This window comes from Enterobacter sp. ECC-019 (assembly GCF_043974075.1).
GTDB classification, from domain to species: domain Bacteria; phylum Pseudomonadota; class Gammaproteobacteria; order Enterobacterales; family Enterobacteriaceae; genus Enterobacter; species Enterobacter asburiae_D.
This window is the reverse complement of record NZ_CP143759.1, coordinates 1,870,689-1,891,678: the sequence shown is the minus strand read 5'-3', so window position 1 is coordinate 1,891,678 and position 20,990 is coordinate 1,870,689. Positions and strand designations below refer to the sequence as shown.

Below are 20,990 nucleotides of genomic sequence, written 5' to 3'. Positions count from 1 at the left end.
TTCCTCAGCCCCGGGCGCGTTCAGCAAGCCACAGGCGCAACTGTTTCTTATCGACTTTGCCGACCGGCGTCAGCGGGAGCGCATCCACGCTCTCCACGCGGTCCGGCAGCTTGAATTCGGCAACGCCCTGCTCGCGCAGGAAGCGACGCACCTCGACCGCACGCAGGGGCTGTTTCACCACCAGATACGCGCAGCTTTTTTCGCCCAGCAGGCTGTCCTCCATGCTCACCAGCGCGGCGTGGATCACCGCCTCGTGGCGCAGCAGCAGGTTCTCGATCTCCTCGGCGGCGATCTTCTCGCCGCCGCGGTTGATCTGATCCTTCTCGCGCCCCTGCACGGTGATGTAGCCCTGCTCGTCAATGGCAATTAGGTCGCCAGAGCAGTAAAAGCCGTCGGCGTCAAAGGCGCTGGCGTTGTGTTCCGGGCTGTTGAAATAGCCGCGGAAGGTATAGGGTCCGCGCGTCATCAGACGCCCGACCTCTCCGCGCGGCAGCGGGTTGCCGTGCTCGTCCGCCACCCACACCTCGTCGTCCGGGCACATCGGGCGGCCCTGGGTGTTGATGATGCGCTCCGGCGCGTCGTCGAGCGCGGTGTAGTTCACCAGCCCTTCCGCCATGCCGAACACCTGCTGAAGCTGGCAGCCGATTTCCACCGGAATGCGCGCCGCGAGCGTGGCGGAGAGGCGTGCGCCCCCCACCTGTAGCAGCTTGAGGGAAGTGAGCTGCGCGCTCCCCGCGCCGTCGGCAATCGCCTGCAGCCACAGGCTGACCGCCGGGGGGACCAGCGAGGTAACGTTGATCTGATGCCGTTCAATCAGCGGGAAGCAGAGCGTGGCGCTCGGATCGTTCGCCAGCACCACGCAGCCGCCCGCGGTGAAAACGCCTAACGATCCCGGCGAGCTCATGGCGTAGTTATGCGCCGCGGGCAGCGCGTTCAGGTAACGCGTTTCAGCGGTAATGCCGCAAATTTCGTTGCTGCGGCGAATGCTGTAGTCGTAATCATTATGCGTGCGCGGGATCAGCTTCGGCGTGCCGGTGCTGCCGCCGGAAAGCTGGAAGAAGGCCACCTCGTCGGCGGGCGTCGGGTTCGGGATGAAGTTGTCCGCCGGACGCGCAATCGCAGCTTCCAGGGCGTGGTCAGCCTTATCGCCGCGCAGGAGTACGACGCGTGCCGAGCGGTGCGCATCCACAAAGGCGTTGAGAAAGTCATCGCCCGCAAACAGCGCGTGGTCGCGATCGGCAATCAGCACGGCGGGTTTGATCTGCTCCGCGTAAGCGTTCAGCTCGCTGCGCTGATGGCTAAAGAGCGCGTTGACCGGCGCGACGCCGATTTGCAGCAGCGCGAAGAAGGTGATGTAGAACTCGGCCACGTTGCCGAGCTGCACCAGCGCGGTCTCGCCGCGGCGCAGCCCCTGCGCCTGAAGGGCGGACGCGAGGTTGTTCACCGCCTGATTAAACGCGCGGTAGGTGATGTGCCGCTCGCCGTCGATTATCGCCACGGCATCGCTGTCCGCGCGATCCGTCAGGATGTGGGTCAGCGGCAGATCCTGCCAGTAGCCTTTTTCACGGTAGCGGCGGGCAAACGCCTCAGGCCAGCGGGTAAAAGGGATGGTCATGAGTCTTCCTTAGTGCAAACCAAACACGTTGAGCATGGTGGAGAGCTTCACGCCCGTTTCGCGCCACTCGCCCACCGGCGAGGAGGCGGGCACAATGCCCGCACCGGCAAACAGGCGAACGGTATTTTTATGCAGACGCGCACAGCGGATGGTCACCACCCACTCGCCGTTGCCTTCGCTGTCGCACCAACCGACGATGCCGCCGAACAGCTCGCGGTCGAACGGCTCCAGCTCGGCAATCAGATCTTTTGCCGCCTGATGCGGGAAACCGCTCAGTGCCGGCGTCGGGTGCAGCAGGCAGGCCAGCGTCAGGGCGTTTTCGTTTTCACGCGCCTCGCCTTCTACCGGCGTCGCCAGATGCCACAGCGTCGGGGTGGTGATCAGCTGCGGAGAAGACGGCATGCTGAGGTGATGACTGCGCGGTTCCAGAATCGTTTTCATCGCCTGGGTCACCAGGTCGTGCTCGTGACGGTCCTTTTCGGAGGCCAGCAGCTTATTGCCCGCTTCGCGATCTAATACGTCGTCCGGCTGACGACGCGCCGAGCCTGCCAGCGGCAGCGAGCTAAAGTGCGCGCCCTCTTTGCGCAGCAGCAGCTCCGGGCTTGCGCCCAGCAGCACGCCGCCGTCTTCCAGCGGCACGTGGAAGTTAAAGCTCGCCGGGTTCTGAGCGATCAGGCGCTCCATCAGCGCACCGCTATCCATGTTTTTGTCGGTCGCAATGTCAATCAGGCGCGACAGCACGACCTTGTTCACCTGCGGCGTGGCGGTCAGCGACGCGGCGCGGGCGACCATCTCTTCGAACACGGGCTGCGGGGGGATCTCGGTACGTTTTTCGATATTCAGTGACTGCGCACGGGAGAAATAGCGTGAAGACTGCTGACGCGCCGGGCGAGAAAACGTCTGCCAGCGTTCGGGAATAAAGAGCGACGACGGCTTGCGGGTATCGAACGGGATAGCCCCTACCATCACCGGGTGAGCAATACCGCTGGCTTTAGCATTCCGGAAGGCCTGAGCTAATTTCTGCTGGAAGTGCCCCGCCGGATCGTCGCCGCCGACGGCGGGTTCATTGAAGCGGGCAAAGCAGCCGGACGTGGTAAAGCTGCGGTAAGGCGACATAAAGAAAAAGCTGTCTGATTGCAGCGTGGTTGCGGTGTGCTGAACTTCCTCAGCCAGGGACGTATCCATATCATCCTCCTCAAAATGATAAAAGAAGCAATAATGATTATCATTTATATTTTCGTCGGCTAACCTAATCCCACATCGCTTCGCTGTCAACCGTCGGGCAAATAACTTGTGCGACAAAAGCTTGCATCCCTTCGCGGTAGCCATGAAAATGAGAAGCATTATCTTCAACGAAAACAGGATGTCGCGCTGTGAAATTCCCTGCCCTATTCCGTAATACCCTGCTTTTACCTGGACTTTTTGTTTTAGGACTTGCCTCAGCCGCTGCCGCCGAGTGGCCGCGTCAGGTGACCGACAGCCGCGGCGCTCACACGCTTGAGAGCAAGCCGACGCGCATTGTCTCCACCAGCGTGACCTTAACCGGCTCCCTGCTGGCGATTGACGCCCCGGTCGTCGCCAGCGGCGCCACCACGCCGAACAACCGCGTGGCGGATAAGCAGGGTTTTCTGCGCCAGTGGGGGGATATCGCTAAACAGCGCAAGGTCGCGCGGCTGTACATCGGCGAGCCGAGCGCCGAAGCGGTTGCCGCCCAGATGCCGGACCTGATTTTGATCAGCGCCACCGGCGGGGATTCCGCGCTGGCGCTGTACGATCAGCTCTCCGCCATCGCGCCAACGCTTATCATCAACTACGACGATAAGAGCTGGCAGGCGCTGCTGACCCAGCTGGGTACCATCACCGGTCAGGAAAAACAGGCCGCAGAGCGCATTGCCGCCTTTGATAAACAGCTCGCGCAGGTGAAAGAGCAGATGAAGTTGCCGCCGCAGCCGGTGAACGCCATCGTCTACACCGCCGCCGCGCACAGCGCCAACCTGTGGACTGCGGAATCCGCGCAGGGCAAGCTGCTGCACCAGCTGGGCTTTACGCTGGCGGAGCTGCCCGCCGGGCTGCAGACCTCCAAAAGCCAGGGCAAACGCCACGACATTATTCAGTTGGGTGGGGAAAGCCTGGCGACGGGGCTGAACGGCGAAGGGCTGTTTGTGTTTGCCGGCGACCAGAAAGACGTGGATGCGATTTACGCCAACCCGCTGCTGGCGCATCTGCCTTCAGTGAAGAACAAGCGCGTCTGGGCGCTGGGAACGGAGACGTTCCGTCTGGATTATTACAGCGCGATGTTGGTGTTGCAGCGTTTAAATTCAATTTTTAAATAAGTGGCACGTTCCCCGTAGGCCCGGTAAGCGCAGCGCCACCGGGCGTTTTGTCGGGTGGCGGCTACGCCTTACCCGACCTACAAGGTCAAGACGCTCTCCTGCCTGAATCGGCGCAATTCTGCCAATACCGCCAACAAAATCACGCCCACCATCGCTAACGCAAACCCGCTGCTGCTCGCCGAGGCCACCGGGGTCATTATCGCCCCCAGCCCGCCGAGGATCGCCGCGCCAATCGCATCCCCCGTGACGTTCTGCGCGGTCCACAGGCCGTTGATGCGCCCGAGCATCCCTTCCGGGGTCTGGGTCTGGATCAGCGTGTACTGCAAAAGCGAGCTGATCGCGCTCAGCCAGCCGAAAATCACCAGGCACAGCACCCCGAGCGCCCACATCGGCATCAGGCTGAAGAACCCAATGGCGACAAACGAGGCCAGCGTGGCAAGCAGCATAATCAGCCCCGGACGCGCGCTCTGCGCCAGGTTGCCGCTGGTCAGCGCCCCGCACGCCGCGCCGAGCGGAATGGCGGCGTAGAGAATGCCAATCTCCGAGGCGCTCATCTGCCACTCTCCCGCTAATGCCGGGTACAGCACGCGCACGGCGCTCGCCATGGTCAGCAGGCCGCCGAGCAGTGCAATGCCGCCAATCAGCGGGTTGCTGAACAGAAAACGAATGGCCGCCATCAACGATTTCAGCGGATGTTCGCGCGGCTGCGGCGGAGGCGGCAGCAGCGGCAGGCGCAGCAGGGTCAGCGTGGTAATGAAGGTTCCCGCCGCCGCCAGTCCGTAGTTCCACGCCACGTTGCCGGTCGCCAGCAGCAGGCCGCCCACCATCGGCGAAATCACCGAGCCGAGGCGCACGGTGAGCATGGTGATCGCCCCCGCCTGCATCAGGTTCTCGCGCCCGACCAGCGCGGGCGTTGCCGCCAGCAGCGCCGTCACGCCCAGCGAGGCGAAGAAACCGTCCCACAGCCCCAGGGCATAAATCGCAATCAGCGACGGCTCCGGCAGCATCGCGTTCAGACACAGCCCGATAAACCCCACGCCGCAGGTGCCGCGCGCCAGCAGGATCAGCTTTTTACGCTCGTAGCGGTCCGCCAGCACGCCGCCGACCATCAGGCCGATAAACATCGCCCCGCCGGTTAAGGTGACGGATAACCCCACCAGCCAGCTGGAGTGCGTCATGATCTGGATCTGTACCGGCACGGCCACGCCGAGCAGCCCGAGGGACAAAATGGAGATAAAGCGAGCGATAAAAACGGCGCGATACGCCGGGTGCGTTTTCAGCAGGCTGAGATTGAGCAGCCAGGATTTTTGATTCATGACAAAGCCTTGAGTCTATTTCTACCCTTTCCATGGGCGCACATGCTAACATAGCCAAATAAGATAGATAACGATAATCACTATCATTATCAAATCATGGATGTTGCTATGTCGTTTTCCTCTTCTGCGGTGCGCGCCGTTGCCGTGCCCGTTTTACTGCTGCTCCTGAGCCTTGCGGTTGCACTCAGCCTGCTGGTCGGCGCGAAGCCGCTGCCCGCGTCCGTTATCGTTGATGCGCTCTCCGGCACCTGCCAGAGCGCTGACTGCATTATCGTGCTCGACGCCCGACTGCCCCGCACGCTTGCCGGATTGCTGGCAGGTGGCGCGCTCGGCCTTGCCGGTGCCCTGATGCAAACCCTTACCCGTAACCCGCTGGCGGACCCCGGTATTCTCGGCGTTAACTCCGGCGCCAGCTTTGCCATCGTGCTCGGCGCGGCGCTGTTCGGATTGACCTCTCCGTCCGAGCAGCTGGTCATGGCCTTTTGCGGCGCGCTGGCCGCCTCGCTGGTGGTGGCCTTTACCGGCAGCCAGGGCGGCGGGCAGCTGAGTCCGGTACGTTTAACGCTGGCGGGAGTGGCGCTCGCGGCGGTGCTGGAGGGCTTGTCCAACGGCATCGCCCTGCTCAACCCGGACGTCTACGACCAGCTGCGCTTCTGGCAGGCCGGTTCGCTGGATATCCGCACCCTTGAAACCCTAAAAGTGGTGGCGATCCCAGTCATCATGGCTGCCGCCGTGGCGCTGTTTTTAAGCCGATCGCTCAACAGCCTGAGCCTCGGCAGCGACACCGCGACTGCCCTCGGCAATCGGGTAGCGCGCACGCAGCTGATTGGTCTGCTCGCCATCACCGTACTGTGCGGCAGCGCGACCGCGGTGGTCGGCCCGATCGCCTTTATTGGCCTGATGATGCCGCACATGGCGCGCTGGCTGGTGGGGGCGGATCACCGCTGGTCGCTGCCGGTGACGCTGCTGGCCACCCCTGCCCTGCTGCTGTTTGCCGACGTTCTGGGCCGCCTGCTGGTTCCCGGCGAGCTGCGCGTCTCGGTGGTCAGCGCCTTTATCGGCGCGCCGGTGCTGATCTTCCTGGTTCGCCGTAAACGCGGAGGTGGCGCATGATGGCCCCGTCCCGTCGTTTACTCACCAGCGTCTCGCTGCTGCTTATCGCCATTCTGCTGCTGGCAGTCTGGAGCCTGCGCAGCGGCGCGGTGACGCTCGATTTTGCGCAGGTGTTTAACGCCCTGCTCGGCAGCGCGCCGCGCAATATCACCATGGTGGTGACGGAGTGGCGACTGCCGCGCGTGGCGATGGCGATTCTGGTCGGCGCGGCGCTCGGCGTGAGCGGTGCGATATTCCAGTCGCTGATGCGCAACCCGCTCGGCAGCCCGGACGTGATGGGCCTCAACACCGGGGCCTGGAGCGGCGTGCTGGTGGCGATGGTGCTGTTTGGTCAGCACCTGACGGCCATTACCTTTACGGCAATGGCGGGCGGCATTCTGACGTCCTTACTGATCTGGGCGCTGGCCTGGCGCAACGGCATCGACACCTTCCGCCTGATCATCATCGGGATCGGCATCCGCGCCATGCTGATGGCCTTTAACACCTGGCTTTTACTGCAGGCCTCGCTGGAAACCGCGCTCTCTGCCGGGCTGTGGTACGCCGGTTCCCTCAACGGCCTGACGTGGGGCAAAACCTGGCCCGCCGCGCCGCTGATTTTGCTGATGTTTATTGGCGCGCGGCTGCTGGTGCGGCGTATGCGTCTGCTGGAGATGGGCGACGACAGCGCCTGCGCGCTGGGCGTGGGCGTCGAACGCTCGCGCCTGATGCTGATGCTGGTCGCCGTACTGCTGACTGCCGCCTCCACCGCCATCGCCGGGCCGATCTCGTTTATCGCCCTCGTGGCACCGCACATCGCCCGTCGTCTTAGCGGGACGGCGCGCTGGGGCTTAACCCAGGCGGCGCTGTGCGGCGCGCTGCTGCTGCTGGCCGCCGATCTTTGCGCCCAGCGGCTGTTTATGCCTTATCAACTGCCGGTGGGCGTGGTGACCGTCAGCCTCGGCGGGATTTACCTCATCGTCTTGCTCGTTCAGGAGTCACGCAGGAAATGACAGATTCAACCACCCGCTTGCGCGGCGAAAACCTTACCCTCGGCTACGGCAAAAAAATCATTGCCCGTGATTTAACCGTTGCTATACCCGACGGCCACTTTACGGCAATCATCGGGCCGAACGGCTGCGGTAAGTCGACCCTTCTGCGCACGCTGAGCCGCCTGATGACGCCGGTTGAGGGCAGCGTTTTCCTCGACGGCGAGCAGATCCAGCGCTTCGCCAGCAAAGAGGTGGCGAGGCGCATCGGGCTGCTGGCGCAGAACGCCACCACGCCGGGGGACATCACGGTGCAGGAGCTGGTCTCGCGCGGACGCTACCCGCACCAGCCGCTGTTTACCCGCTGGCGCAAGGAAGATGACGAGGCGGTCAGCCGCGCGATGGTAGCAACGGGGATTACCGATCTGGCCCAGCAGAGCGTGGACACCCTCTCCGGCGGGCAGCGCCAGCGCGCGTGGATCGCGATGGTGCTGGCGCAGGAGACCGCCATCATGCTGCTGGACGAGCCGACGACCTGGCTCGACATCAGCCATCAGATTGATCTGCTGGAGCTGCTGAGGGAGCTGAACCGCACGCAGGGGTATACCCTGGCGGCGGTGCTGCACGATTTAAACCAGGCGTGCCGCTACGCCACGCATCTGATTGCCTTGCGAGACGGTGAGATTGTGGCGCAGGGTGCGCCGAAAGAGATTGTGACGCCGGAGCTTATCGAGCGGATCTACGGCATGCGCTGCATGATTATTAACGATCCGGTGGCGGGCACGCCGCTGGTGGTGCCGTTGGGTCGGCGGTAATTGCCGGGTGGCGGCTACGCCTTACCCGGCCTACATTCTATTCTGCGCCCGCCATCCGGCGCTTTTGACGTTATCCCAATAACTCTCTCAACACCGGCCCTATCTTCTCAAACGCCTGCGGTGAAATGATATCCACGTGGGCGCAGTCCTGGCTGTACACCTCAAGCTCCGCCACCCACGGCGCCCAGGCGACCAGCGGATCCATCGTTCGGGTGCGCTCGGCGACAAACAGCGTCGCTTTGCCGTCAAACCGCGCGCTGTGCGCCGTGGTGAGCAGCCGTACCGCGTCGGCGTAGTTGCCTTCGATAGCGTTAAACAGCTCGCTGGAGCCCTGCCCCTGCTGGGCAGCGATAAACGCCTGACGCTCGCGCTCGATTTCCACCAGCACCTCCGGGTCGAGACCGTTGGCCTCTTTCTCCGCCCAGTTCTGGGTTTCGGGCGGCCAGGTATCCAGCAGGCCGAGGAACGCGACCTCTTCACCCTGCGCGCGCAGACGCGCCGCAATGCCCTGCGCCAGCGTACCGCCGAGGGAATAGCCGAACAGATAATACGGCCCCTGCGGCTGCTGCTGACGCAGCGTAGCCAGGTGGTGCTCAATGACTCCATCCAGATCCGCACGCTGCTGCATCGGCCCGTCCGGGCGCGGCGACTGAATGCCGGTAATCGACCAGCGCGGGCTGAGGTAGCGCGCCAGCACGCTAAACTGCCAGGCAAAGCCGGACGCCGGATGGAAGCAGAACAGCGTCGGGCCGTCGCCTTCCCTCAGCGGAAGAAGTGTTTCATACCCCAGACGCTGCGCCTGCTCGTCGCTCATCTGCGAGTCCAGCAGCGCGCTGAGCTTACTCACCGTCGAGGCGACCATAATCTGCCCCGGCGTCACCTTACGCTCGAACGCGCGGCTAAGCTGTGCCGCCAGGCGCATCGCCAGCAGCGAGTGGCCGCCGAGGGCAAAGAAGTCGGCCTCAACGTCGTTGACCTCGCAGCCCAGCAGCGCCGCAAACGCCTGCGCGACGACGGCTTCGGTTTCCGTCTCCGGCGCGCGGCCGGAGGTTTTACTCGTCAGCTCCGGCAGCGGCAGCGCCTTGCGGTCGAGCTTGCCGTTCGCGCTGAGCGGCAGCGCGCTGATTTGCAGCAGCACCACCGGCACCATGTGCGGCGGCAGCTGAGCTTTAAGTGCTTCCAGCAGCGTGTCGCGATCCAGCGGTAAGCCGGATTCGGAAACCACGTAGCCCACCAGCTGGCGGGCATCGCCGCCGGTGGCCGCCGCCTGGTTGAACACGCAGGCGTGCGCCACGGCCTGGGCCACGTCCGGCAGCGACAGCATCGCCCGGTCGATTTCGCCCAGCTCGATGCGCTGGCCGCGAATTTTCAGCTGATCGTCGCTGCGGCCGAGATATTCCACCGCGCCGTGGTCCAGCCAGCGGGCAACGTCACCGGTGCGGTACATGCGCTCGCCGGGGGCAAACGGGTCGGCAATAAAGCGGCTGGCGGTGAGGTCCGGACGGCCCAGATACCCCTGCGCCAGCTGAATGCCGGTGAGATAAAGATCGCCGGCCACGCCGAACGGCACCGGGCGCATCATCGCGTCCAGAATGCGCAGCCCCGTGTTCCACACCGGGAAGCCGATCGGCACGCTGTTGCCCTCCACCGCCGCCAGCTCGGGGCCAAACGCCGGATACCAGCTCACGTCCACCGCCGCTTCGGTTGGACCATAGAGGTTGTGCAGCGGCGCATGAGTCAGCTCTTCCCACTCGCGGCACAGCCCGGTAGGCAGCGCTTCGCCGCTGCAGAACACCTGCTTTAGGGTTTTGCAGCACGCCGCGTTTTCCGGCGTCAGCGAGGCGACAAAGGCGGCCAGCATCGACGGCACGAAGTGGGTGGTGGTCACGCCGTACTGCGCGAAGAAGCTCTGCATCGCCTGCGGATCGCGGTGCGCGTCCGGCTCCGCCATCACCAGCTTCGCCCCGGCGATAAACGGCCACCAGAACTCCCACACCGACACGTCAAAGCTGCACGGCGTTTTCTGCGCCACCACGTCCGTCGCGTCCAGCGGGTAATGGTCCTGCATCCACTTCAGGCGGTTAACGATGGCGGTATGGCCGACCATGACCCCTTTCGGCCGACCCGTCGAACCGGAGGTAAAGATGATGTACGCGGTCTGCTCCGGCTTCGCCAGCCGCAGCGGTTCCGCATCCGCAGCCGGTAACAGTGTGTTGTAACTAAACGAACTAATCGGCAGATCGCTAAAGCGCGAACGCTGTTCGTCGGTGGTAATGAGCAACGAAGGTTTGGCATCTTCCAGCATCATCCGCAGACGGTCGTCCGGGTAGCCGGTGTCGAGCGGCAGCCACGCGGCGCCGGCCTCAACGATGCCGTGCAGCGCCAGCGTCAGGAACACCGAGCGCGGGAGTGCCACCGCCACGCTGTCGCCCGGCTTCACGCCGCGCGCGCGCAGCAGGTTTGCCAGCGCGACCACCTGCTCGCGCATCTGACGATAGCTAAGTTCAATATGCGCATCCGCCAGCGCGGGGGCGTCCGGCGTTTTGCTCGCCTGCTCCGCCACCAGATCCGCCAGCGTGGTGGACGGCAGCGCCAGCCCGGTATCATTGATGCGGGCCAACTGAGCGTATTCCTGCTCCGAAACGGTTTCCACTTCGCCGCAGCGCAGGTCAGGGTTGGCCGCAAACTGCAGCAGCATCGCGTTCAGACGCGCGACGTGACGGGAAAGCGTCGCTTCATCGTAACGCTGTTTATTGGCGAGGATCTCAATGCTCAAGCCACCCTGCTCGTCCGGGAACAGCGCCAGCTCCAGATCGTTCACCGGGCCGGTTGCCAGCGTGTGGGTGATGGCCTCCACGCCGTCGATATCGAGCTGATAGTCGAACACCTTGACGTTCAGCACCGGGCCAAACAGCGCTTCGTCGCCTGCGGCACGCCCGCCGTCGCGCACGATTTGCTCGGCGTCGTAGCGCTGGTGACGGCGCATTTTTTTCAGCTGGTTCGCCAGGCGCAGCGCCAGCTCCGGCAGGCTCTCCTGCGGGTTGATATTCACCGCCAGCGGCAGGACGTTGAGCACCGGCCCGGTCGCGGTGAGCGCGGCGGAGCCCATGCGGCGCATAAAGATAAACCCGGCGGCGTAGTCCAGCCGTCCGGTGAGGCGGCCCAGCCACAGCGCCACCAGCGCAAGCGCCAGATCGGTGCGCTGCGCCTGCCCTGCCGCCTGTGCAAGCTGGCTAAAGGCCCGGCCGTCCATTGCAATTTTCAGGCGCAGAATGTCGGTAGTGGCGGCGCGTCCCGGCAGCGGCGCGGAAGAGAGCGAGACCGGAGAAGGAAGCTGCTTGCGCTGCTCTGCCCAGAAGGCACCGTCGCGCGCGTATGCCTCGCTGTCGCGATAGCGCTGATACTCATCCACTACTTCGGCAAACGGCGTAAACGGGGATGCAGGCGTCGGTTCACCCTTTTTCCAGGCGGTATAAATCACGGCGATCTGGCGGGTAATGGCCGGGAAGCTAAAGCCATCCACCACCAGATGGTGATAGCGCTGATACCAGTACCAGTGGTTTTCCCCCACCTGAATCAGCTGGTGAAACGCCAGCGGCTGCCCGCTGTCGACGCGCAGGTTCTGGTTAAGATCGGCCTCCATCAGCGCCACGGCGTCGTCGTGAGAGGTAGCGCGAACGATGGACGGCTCCGCCAGAACGAAGGTGTCATCCACCCACTGCCACACCTCGCCGTTATCCTCGGCAAAACGCATCCGCAGGGTATCGGCCTGCATCATGCCTTCAGCGATGGCTTTTGCCAGCAATGGCGCGTCGATATCGCCTTTCAGTTCGGTGTAGTGCGCCACGCTCCAGGCGTTTGGCAGGGAGGACAGCTGTTCCGCCATCCAGATACCCGGCTGGGCGGCGACGAGAGGAAGACGGTTCATGCGCTCCCCTCCGCAAAATGGGACGGTTCAAGCGTGTGCCAGTGCCCGGCCAGCCACTGCTGGCACGCCTCCTGAGACTGCGCTTCGCACACCACGCGCCACCCCGCCGGCAGTTCGCACTGCTGCGGCCACAGGCTGTACTGCCCCTGGTCGTTTTGCAAAATGGCGAACTGTCCCTGCGGATTATCGAAAGGATTGCTGAATTCCATACAGACTCCGTTATTGAATGAGCGGCTGCCAGAGGGTCATCAGCCCCTGCGTCAGCCCACCGCGCCAGCAAAGCGCATCGTGTCCACCGTCAACCTGACGCCAGGAAACCTGCTGCTGCGCGCGTAGTTCGGCGTAAATCGCCTGATTGGCATTGAAAATCAGCGGCTCGTTGCGCCCGGCCTCAAGAACGATACGTAGCCCGCTCGCGGCTAGCTCACCCGCTCTGAGCTGTTCGATGAGGCACCCGTCCTGCTGCCCGCCGCGGTGCGGCCACCAGTACGAGCCGGACTGGCTCAGCACGCAGCCAAAACGCTGCGGCCAGTTGAGGCCAGCATAAAGCGAAGAGAGTCCGCCAAAGCTCTGGCCCGCCACTACGGTACGGTCGGCGCGGTCGCTAAATGGCGCGAGATTTTTTACGAGCGGGAGAAGTTCTTCCTGCACCGCCAGCCAGAAATCGGGATTACAGGGCAGTTCCCGGCTGCGGTGTTCTGTGTCGATCGCATCAATTAATACGTAGACCGCAGGCGGCAGTTTGCGCTCGGCGGTAAGCGAGGCCAGCGCGGGCCAGACCGGCATGCTTTCGGCCCAGAACTGCCCGTCGAGCAGCACCGCCAGCGGGCGCTCGGGGTCGTCATCGCCGGTGGTAAAAATCCACACGCGGCGGCGGTTGTTCAGACGCGCGCTGTTCCACTCAATGCAGACAGGCGGCTGATACGGCGTATCGGGACGCTCCCAGCCGGGCTGAACGGGCGCGTCCGGCATCTCCAGCGCCGAGACGGCGTGACCGCGCCCTCCGCGCCAGCTCAGCGGATTCAGCGGGTCGGAGACCGCGTGCGGCAGCAGCTTGCGCCAGCCCTCGCGTAGCGCCATGCGGTCCGGCTGCGCGCCTTCAAACACTGCGCTGGCAAAATCATTTTCATTCACAGAAGGGATAAAACAGTAGCTCCCGCGCCACTCGGGGCTGAACTCGCCCTGCCACTGCCAGACGTCGGTGTCCGGGATGCGCTCAAGGGACTGCGGGCGGGCATTTTGATGGTGATCGGTCACGCCGGTAACGTAGAGCCAGACGCGTTTAACTGCTGACGTTTTCTGCGTTCCTGCCGGGTCACGCCACCAGAAGGTGACGCGATAGCTCGCCTTCAGACGTTCCCATTCTGGCCCGTTTTTCGACTGCCACCAGGCTTCACTTCCCGTTGTTAACGCCGTCACCCTTATAACCTCATGTTTAACAGACTTTTTTGTTTCAGGACAAATTTTATTGATAATATTATTGATAACTATTTGCATTTGCAATAGCGTAATGCCCGCGCTGTGGGAAGCGCGCTCATTAAATAACCATAAAAGCGGGACGTACAATGAATAAGAAGATTCACTCTCTGGCCTTGCTGGTCAATTTAGGGATTTATGGTGTCGCGCTGCCCGCTATGGCAGACGACAAGACCGCCTCTGCGCAGCACGAAGATACGATGGTGATCACCGCCGCCGAACAGAATTTACAGGCGCCGGGCGTGTCAACCATCACCGCCGATGAGATCCGCAAAAACCCGCCCGCACGGGACGTGGCTGAAATCATCCGCACCATGCCGGGCGTTAACCTGACCGGAAACTCCACCAGCGGCCAGCGCGGGAATAACCGTCAGATTGATATCCGCGGCATGGGGCCGGAAAACACGCTGATCCTGATCGACGGCAAGCCGGTAACCAGCCGTAACTCCATCCGTCTGGGCTGGCGCGGCGAGCGCGACACCCGCGGTGATACCGGCTGGGTGCCGCCGGAGATGATCGAACGCATCGAAGTGATCCGCGGCCCGGCGGCCGCGCGCTACGGCAACGGTGCGGCAGGGGGCGTGGTGAACATCATCACCAAAAAATTCGACGACCAGTGGCACGGTTCCTGGAACACCTACCTGAACGCGCCAGAACACAAGGACGAAGGCTCCACCAAACGCACCAACTTCAGCCTGAGCGGGCCGCTGGGCGGCGACTTCAGCTTCCGCATGTTCGGCAACCTGGACAAAACCCAGGCCGACGCATGGGACATTAACCAGGGCCATCAGTCTGACCGTACCGGCGCCTACGCCGACACGCTGCCGGCGGGCCGTGAGGGTGTGGAAAACAAAGACATCAACGGCGTGGTGCGCTGGGACTTTGCGCCAATGCAGTCCCTGGAGTTTGAAGCCGGCTACAGCCGCCAGAACAACCTCTACGCGGGCGATACCCAGAACACCAACAACGACAACAGCTCCAGCGGACTGGTGAAGAAAAACTACGGCAAAGAAACTAACCGTATTTATCGTCAGAACTTTGCGGTGACCTGGAACGGCGGCTGGGATAACGGCATTACCACCAGCAACTGGGCGCAGTACGAACACACCCGCAACTCGCGTCTGGGCGAAGGGCTGGCGGGCGGTCTGGAAGGATTGTTCAACAGCAATAAATTCACCGACACCGACCTGGCCGACGTGATGCTGCACAGCGAAATCAACCTGCCGATTGATTTCATCGTCAACCAGAACCTGACGCTGGGCACCGAGTGGAACCAGCAGCGCATGAAGGACTCGACCTCCTTTACGCAAACCCAGCAGGGCGGCACCATTCCGGGCATGAGTAACGATCGTAGCCCGTACACCTCAGCGGAGATCTTCTCCCTGTTCGCTGAAAACAACATGGAGCTGACCGACAGCACCATGCTGACCCCGGCGCTGCGCTTCGACCATCACACCATCGTCGGCAACAACTGGAGCCCGTCGCTCAACCTGTCGCAGGGTCTGGGCGATGACTTTACGCTGAAGATGGGGATCGCGCGCGCCTACAAAGCGCCAAGCCTGTACCAGACCAACCCGAACTACCTGCTGTACAGCAAAGGCCAGGGCTGCTACGCCAGCGGTGACGGCGTGGGCTGCTACATGATGGGCAACGACGACCTGAAAGCGGAAACCAGCATCAACAAAGAGATTGGTCTGGAGTGGAAACGCGACGGCTGGCTGGCGGGCGTGACCTGGTTCCGCAACGACTATCGCGACAAAATTGAAGCGGGCTACGCGCCGATTGGTCACACCTCTTCCGGTAAAGTGCAGACGGATATCTACCAGTGGGAAAACGTGCCGAAAGCGGTCGTCGAAGGGCTGGAAGGCTCCCTGAACGTGCCGGTCAGCGACACGATCAACTGGACCAACAACATCACCTGGATGCTGCAGAGCAAGAACAAGGAGACCGGCGACCGTCTGTCGATCATTCCGGAGTACACGCTGAACTCAACCCTGAGCTGGCAGGTACATCAGGACGTATCGCTCCAGTCGACCTTTACCTGGTACGGCAAGCAGCAGCCGAAGAAGTACAACTACAAAGGCCAGCCTGTGACCGGGTCTGAGAAAGACGAAGTCAGCCCGTACAGCATCGTTGGCCTGAGCGCGACGTGGGACATGACCAAAAACGTCAGCCTGACCGGCGGCGTGGACAATGTCTTCGACAAGCGCCAGTGGCGCGCGGGTAATGCCCAGACAACCGGAAATGCCACCACCGGTGCGTATATGTACGGTGCGGGTGCGTATACGTATAATGAACCGGGTCGCACCTGGTACATGAGCGTGAATACGCGTTTCTGATACAGGCAGGAACTCCCCCCTCTCCCTGTGGGAGAGGGCCGGGGTGAGGGCATCAGGCCGTACAATTAAAGAGGAAAAACATGCACACCACCCACAGCACGTTCATTCTCGCCGGCCACACCGTCCATCGCGTCACCTTTGATCCCACGACCTTCACCGACGCCGATCTCTTCTGGCTTCCCCACCACGCGCAGCTGGCTGACGCCGGACGTAAACGCAAAGCCGAACATCTTGCCGGACGCATCGCCGCCGCGCATGCCTTACCCGATCGCACCGTTCCCGGCATCGGCCCCAGCGGCGAACCGCTCTGGCCGGAAGGGGTTTCGGGCAGCATCACCCACTGCGGCACGCAGGCGATGGCGCTTGCCGTCCGTCATCCAGATGCGCTGGTGGGTATTGATTGCGAAGCCATTCTTCCAGACCCTGAAGCCCGCGAAATCCAGGACGGCATCGTTGATGCACAGGAAGCGATCTGCCTGAAGCGCTCGGGCTACCCTTTTGCGCTGGCGTTGACGCTCGCTTTTAGCGCCAAAGAGAGTTTGTTTAAGGCGCTCTACCCGCGGGTGAAGATTTACATGGGTTTTGAGTGTGCGAGAGTCACAGAGGTAACGGAAAAAACCATCACGCTGGCGCTTTCGCGCCCGGCTGGAGAATATCCTGAGGGTAACCGCTTCACCCTCGTCTGGCAGAATAATGATGGGAACGTGTGGACGCTGCTAAAAGCCTGATGGCGCTGCGCTTATCAGGCCTACGGTAAAGCGGTTGTGTAGGCCGGGTAAGGCATCTCCGCCACCCGGCTTGAGGGCGACGGTGATGCCTTTATAGGTTATTCAGCTCAAATCTCAAACATCCGGGAACATCACGCTATTCCCCGGCGCTTCCCTGTGCAGATGGATAAAGTTCAGGTGCCGTTCATACTGGTCCAGAATGTCCGTAATCACCTGCTCCTTGCTGTAGTCCATCAAATCATTCCCCTGGCTCCCTTCAAGCAGGAAGGTCTCAAGCCGGTAGTAGGTCGACTTCCCGCTGCGCGCCCGGTAGGTAAACCCGGGTACCGAATACTGCTGCGGCCAGATCTGATAAACAAAGTTCTGCTCGTCGCCCATGTGCACCAGCAGGTCCAGGTGCCCCAGGGTCTCGCCCTCCTCCGGCGGCAGGTTTTTCAGCTCCACGTACGCGCCGCGCAGCTTCAGCTCCTGCGCGACCTCTTCCATCGCCGGGAAGCAGACCGTCTCCATCATCTGTTTGGTGTAGCGCGTGCCCGGGTAGTTCATCAGCCGCGAGAGACGTTTCTTCCAGCTCAGCCTGTCCTGCGTGCCCATCGGACGCGGCGCGGTGTCGCGGCTGGCGCTGACGCGGCGGTAGTCTTCCACCTTGAGCGATTTATACAGCCCGGCCATCACAAAGAAGATCACGAAGCTGAACGGCAATCCCATGATCACCGTGGTGTTCTGCAGCGCCGAAATGCCGTTGGTCATCAGCATGCCGAGCGTCAGCAGGCCAATGGCGACGGACCAGAAGATACGCAGCCAGTTCGGCGCGTCGCTGTTGATGTCTTTGAGCTTCGAGGTGAAGTTGCCCAGCACCAGCGCGCCGGAATCCGCCGAGGTGACGTAAAAAAGCAGGCCGGTGATGGTCGCTACCGAGGCGCTAAAGGTAAACGCCGGGTACTGCGCCAGCAGGCTGTAGAAGCCGCGCTCCGGGTGCGCCATCGCTTCTTGCGCGAAGGTTGCATTGCCGTGGATGATCTCGTGCAGCGCGCTGTTGCCGAACACCGACAGCCACAGCAGGGTAAAGGTGAACGGGATAATCAGCGTGCCCATCACAAACTGGCGGATGGTGCGGCCACGCGAAATACGCGCCAGGAACAGGCCAACGAACGGCGACCACGCCACCCACCACGCCCAGAAGAACAGCGTCCAGTTGTTCATCCACTCGACCGGGCGATCGAAGGCGAAGCTGTTCAGCGTCATGCCCATAAAGCGATTTACGTAGTCGCCTACGTTGAGCACTAAGGCATTGAGCAGGAACGAGGTATCGCCCATAAACAGCACGAACAGGATCAGGCCCAGCGCCAGCGCCACGTTCAGCTCGGAGAGCACGCGGATGCCCTTATCAACGCCCGACGTCACCGAGATGGTGGCGATAATGACGGAGAGCGCAATCAGCGCCGCTTTGGCCGCCATCGAATCCGGGATATCAAACAGCACGCTCAGCCCGTAGTTGAGCTGCACCACGCCTATCCCGAGCGTCGTCGCAATACCGAAGATGGTGCCGATCACCGCCGCGATATCGACGCTGTGGCCAATCGGGCCGTTGATCTTTTTACCGAAAATCGGGTACAGCGCGGAGCGGATGGTGAGGGGTAAATTATAACGATAGCTAAAGTATCCGAGCGCCATGCCCATCAGGGCGTACATCGACCAGCCCGTCAGGCCGTAGTGGAACAGCGTCCAGACCATCGCCTGACGCGCGGCCTCCATCGTCTGCCCTGCCCCTTCCGGCGGCTGCATATACTGCGTGACCGGTTCCGCCACGGAGAAGAACATCAGGTCGATGCCGATGCCCGCGGCAAACAGCATCGCGGCCCAGCTCAGCAGGCTGAATTCGGGCTTGGACTGCTCCGGCCCGAGCTTCACCGAACCGAAGCGCGAGCAGGCAATGCAGACAACAAAAACAATATAGAGCGTTGCCGCCAGCAAATAATACCAGCCGAAGGTCTTCGACACCCAGTTGAGGGTGCGCCCAATCCACTCGGCAGAAAAATCACGAAAGAAGATGGTCGTCAGGGAAAACAACAAAATCAGCCCGGCGGAAGTATAAAAAACGACCGGGTTGATTTTGTCTTTTTCTCTGTCCTGTGAAAGGTCTGTCATCCAGTATCCCCACTGTTTTTGTAACTATTAAAATCCAAATCCGCAACAATTAAGACACATTTTATATTGAACGTCCAATCAAAAACCGCTTTAATGGTTAACCAACGCTGATGAATGGAGTGGCAAAAATGCCCAAAGTGGGGATGCAGCCGATCCGGCGCAGGCAGCTTATCGACGCCACGCTGGAAGCAATAAATGAAGTGGGAATGCACGACGCAACGATCGCGCAGATCGCCCGTCGGGCGGGCGTTTCCACGGGGATCATCAGTCACTACTTCAAAGACAAAAACGGTCTGCTGGAAGCGACCATGCGCGACATCACCGGCCAGCTGCGCGACGCGGTATTAAGCCGCTTACGCGCCCTGCCTAACGGCAGCGCGGAGCAGCGCCTGCAGGCAATTGTCGGCGGCAATTTTGATGAAACCCAGACCAGCGGAGCGGCCATGAAGGCCTGGCTGGCCTTCTGGGCGAGCAGCATGCACCAGCCGATGCTCTACCGCCTGCAGCAGGTGAGCAGCCGCCGCCTGCTGTCGAACCTGGTGTACGAGTTCCGCCGCGAGCTGCCGCGCGAGCTGGCGCAGGAGGCGGGCTACGGGCTGGCGGCGCTGATTGACGGGCTGTGGCTACGCGCCGCGCTGAGCGGCAAGCCGCTGGATAAGACCCTGGCGCAATCGCTTACCAGCCACTTTATCAGCCAGCATTTACCGACCGAATAACCGAGGAGAATTTATGTCCCGAATGGCAGAACAGCAGCTTTATATCAATGGTGGTTATACATCCGCCACCAGCGGTCGCACCTTCGAGACCATCAACCCGGCCAACGGTGAAGTTCTGGCGAGCGTACAGGCCGCCGGGAGAGAAGACGTCGATCGCGCCGTGGAAAGCGCAAAACGCGGGCAAAAAATCTGGGCAGCGATGACCACCATGGAGCGCTCGCGCATCCTGCGTCGCGCCGTCGATATCCTGCGCGAGCGCAACGACGAGCTGGCGAAGCTGGAAACCCTCGACACCGGTAAAGCGTTTTCTGAGACCTCAACCGTCGACATCGTCACCGGCGCGGACGTGCTGGAGTACTACGCGGGGCTGATCCCGGCGCTGGAAGGCAGCCAGATCCCGCTGCGCGACACCTCATTCGTCTACACCCGCCGCGAGCCGCTGGGCGTGGTGGCGGGCATCGGCGCGTGGAACTACCCGATCCAGATCGCCCTGTGGAAATCCGCCCCGGCGCTGGCGGCGGGCAACGCGATGATCTTCAAGCCGAGCGAAGTGACCCCGCTCACCGCCCTGAAGCTTGCCGAGATCTACACCGAAGCGGGCGTTCCGGACGGCGTGTTTAACGTCCTGCCGGGCGTGGGCGCGGAGACCGGCCAGTACCTGACCGAGCATCCGGGCATCGCGAAAGTTTCCTTCACCGGCGGCGTCGCCAGCGGCAAAAAGGTGATGGCCAACTCGGCGGCCTCGTCCCTGAAAGAGGTGACGATGGAGCTGGGCGGCAAATCCCCGCTGATTATTTTCGACGACGCGGATCTCGATCTCGCGGCGGACATCGCGATGATGGCGAACTTCTTCAGCTCCGGTCAGGTGTGCACCAACGGCACCCGCGTGTTCGTGCCTGCGAAGTTTAAGGCCGCGTTTGAGCAGAAAATCGTCGAGCGCGTGGGCCGCATCCGCGCGGGCGATCTGTTCGATGAACGCACCAACTTTGGCCCGATGGTCAGCTTCCCGCACCGCGACAGCGTGCTGCGCTACATCGCCAAAGGCAAAGAGGAAGGCGCGCGCGTGCTGTGCGGCGGCGATGCGCTGAAGGGTGACGGCTTTGACAACGGCGCGTGGGTCGCCCCGACCGTGTTCACCGACTGCACCGACGAGATGACCATCGTGCGCGAAGAGATCTTCGGCCCGGTGATGTCCATCCTCACCTATGAATCCGATGAAGAAGCCATTCGCCGCGCCAACGACACCGACTACGGTCTGGCGGCGGGCATCGTGACTGCCGACCTGAACCGCGCGCACGGCGCCATTCAACAGCTTGAAGCGGGCATCTGCTGGATCAACACCTGGGGTGAATCCGCCGCAGAGATGCCGGTCGGCGGCTACAAACACTCCGGCATTGGCCGCGAGAACGGGGTGATGACGCTCCAGAGTTACACCCAGGTGAAGTCCATCCAGGTTGAGATGGGTAAATTCCAGTCCATATTTTAACCGGGAGGTTTA

15 protein-coding genes are annotated in these 20,990 nt (G+C 62.2%); 8 read left to right on the top strand and 7 right to left on the bottom strand.

Features of this window, described 5'->3' with window-relative positions; translation table 11 throughout:
- Nucleotides 1–4: 4 nt before the first annotated feature.
- Together entE and entC are read right to left on the bottom strand one after the other, a co-directional pair.
- Complete coding sequence (gene entE / locus V1566_RS08805; protein WP_395305639.1) at nt 5–1,615, bottom strand: (2,3-dihydroxybenzoyl)adenylate synthase EntE; 1,611 nt, start codon at nt 1,613–1,615, stop codon at nt 5–7.
- Between the two features lie 9 nt (nt 1,616–1,624).
- Entirely contained in the window at nt 1,625–2,800 is a 1,176-nt protein-coding gene (gene entC, locus V1566_RS08800) for an isochorismate synthase EntC (protein WP_395305638.1), read from the bottom strand.
- A gap of 188 nt (nt 2,801–2,988) precedes the next feature.
- Between entC and fepB the strand changes: the two genes are divergently transcribed.
- A complete protein-coding gene (gene fepB, locus V1566_RS08795; protein ID WP_395305637.1) occupies nt 2,989–3,948 on the top strand; it encodes a Fe2+-enterobactin ABC transporter substrate-binding protein in 960 nt (319 codons plus the stop codon).
- A gap of 77 nt (nt 3,949–4,025) precedes the next feature.
- On the opposite strand, the gene entS is transcribed toward fepB, so the two are convergent.
- The gene (gene entS / locus V1566_RS08790) at nt 4,026–5,264 is read right to left on the bottom strand and encodes an enterobactin transporter EntS (protein WP_395305636.1); all 1,239 of its coding nucleotides are present in this window, start codon (nt 5,262–5,264) and stop codon (nt 4,026–4,028) included.
- 108 nt (nt 5,265–5,372) lie between these two features.
- On the opposite strand from entS, the gene fepD reads away from it, so the two are divergent.
- Genes fepD through fepC form a run of 3 tightly spaced genes read left to right on the top strand, consistent with a single transcriptional unit; the run spans nt 5,373 to nt 8,157 of the window.
- Complete coding sequence (gene fepD / locus V1566_RS08785; protein ID WP_395305635.1) at nt 5,373–6,377, top strand: Fe(3+)-siderophore ABC transporter permease; 1,005 nt, start codon at nt 5,373–5,375, stop codon at nt 6,375–6,377.
- Complete coding sequence (gene fepG, locus V1566_RS08780; protein WP_395305969.1) at nt 6,377–7,366, top strand: iron-enterobactin ABC transporter permease; 990 nt, start codon at nt 6,377–6,379, stop codon at nt 7,364–7,366. Before fepD ends, fepG begins: the two co-directional genes overlap by 1 nt.
- Nucleotides 7,363–8,157 (top strand): iron-enterobactin ABC transporter ATP-binding protein, encoded by a 795-nt coding sequence (fepC, locus tag V1566_RS08775; protein ID WP_395305634.1) that lies wholly within the window; start codon nt 7,363–7,365, stop codon nt 8,155–8,157. Before fepG ends, fepC begins: the two co-directional genes overlap by 4 nt.
- A 70-nt stretch (nt 8,158–8,227) precedes the next feature.
- Here fepC and entF read toward each other — a convergent pair whose 3' ends face one another.
- The 3 genes from entF to fes are packed head-to-tail and all read right to left on the bottom strand — an operon-like array spanning nt 8,228 to nt 13,504.
- On the bottom strand, nt 8,228–12,085 hold the full coding sequence (gene entF, locus V1566_RS08770; protein WP_395305633.1) for an enterobactin non-ribosomal peptide synthetase EntF: 3,858 nt from the start codon (nt 12,083–12,085) through the stop codon (nt 8,228–8,230).
- The gene (locus V1566_RS08765; protein WP_395305632.1) at nt 12,082–12,294 is read right to left on the bottom strand and encodes an MbtH family protein; all 213 of its coding nucleotides are present in this window, start codon (nt 12,292–12,294) and stop codon (nt 12,082–12,084) included. Before V1566_RS08765 ends, entF begins: the two co-directional genes overlap by 4 nt.
- Before the next feature lie 10 nt (nt 12,295–12,304).
- Entirely contained in the window at nt 12,305–13,504 is a 1,200-nt protein-coding gene (fes, locus tag V1566_RS08760; RefSeq protein ID WP_395305631.1) for an enterochelin esterase, read from the bottom strand.
- A gap of 146 nt (nt 13,505–13,650) precedes the next feature.
- On the opposite strand from fes, the gene V1566_RS08755 reads away from it, so the two are divergent.
- Both V1566_RS08755 and entD read left to right on the top strand, forming a co-directional pair.
- The gene (locus V1566_RS08755; protein WP_395305630.1) at nt 13,651–15,900 is read left to right on the top strand and encodes a TonB-dependent siderophore receptor; all 2,250 of its coding nucleotides are present in this window, start codon (nt 13,651–13,653) and stop codon (nt 15,898–15,900) included.
- A gap of 80 nt (nt 15,901–15,980) precedes the next feature.
- Nucleotides 15,981–16,628, top strand: a complete 648-nt coding sequence (entD, locus tag V1566_RS08750) for an enterobactin synthase subunit EntD (protein ID WP_395305629.1) — start codon at nt 15,981–15,983, stop codon at nt 16,626–16,628.
- Between the two features lie 114 nt (nt 16,629–16,742).
- Here the strand turns inward: entD and betT are convergent, their stop codons facing one another.
- The gene (betT, locus tag V1566_RS08745) at nt 16,743–18,776 is read right to left on the bottom strand and encodes a choline BCCT transporter BetT (protein WP_179367507.1); all 2,034 of its coding nucleotides are present in this window, start codon (nt 18,774–18,776) and stop codon (nt 16,743–16,745) included.
- A gap of 128 nt (nt 18,777–18,904) precedes the next feature.
- Between betT and betI the strand changes: the two genes are divergently transcribed.
- Both betI and betB read left to right on the top strand, forming a co-directional pair.
- The gene (betI, locus tag V1566_RS08740) at nt 18,905–19,492 is read left to right on the top strand and encodes a transcriptional regulator BetI (RefSeq protein WP_395305968.1); all 588 of its coding nucleotides are present in this window, start codon (nt 18,905–18,907) and stop codon (nt 19,490–19,492) included.
- Between the two features lie 13 nt (nt 19,493–19,505).
- Nucleotides 19,506–20,978, top strand: a complete 1,473-nt coding sequence (gene betB / locus V1566_RS08735; protein WP_395305628.1) for a betaine-aldehyde dehydrogenase — start codon at nt 19,506–19,508, stop codon at nt 20,976–20,978.
- The last annotated feature ends 12 nt before the right edge of the window (nt 20,979–20,990 follow it).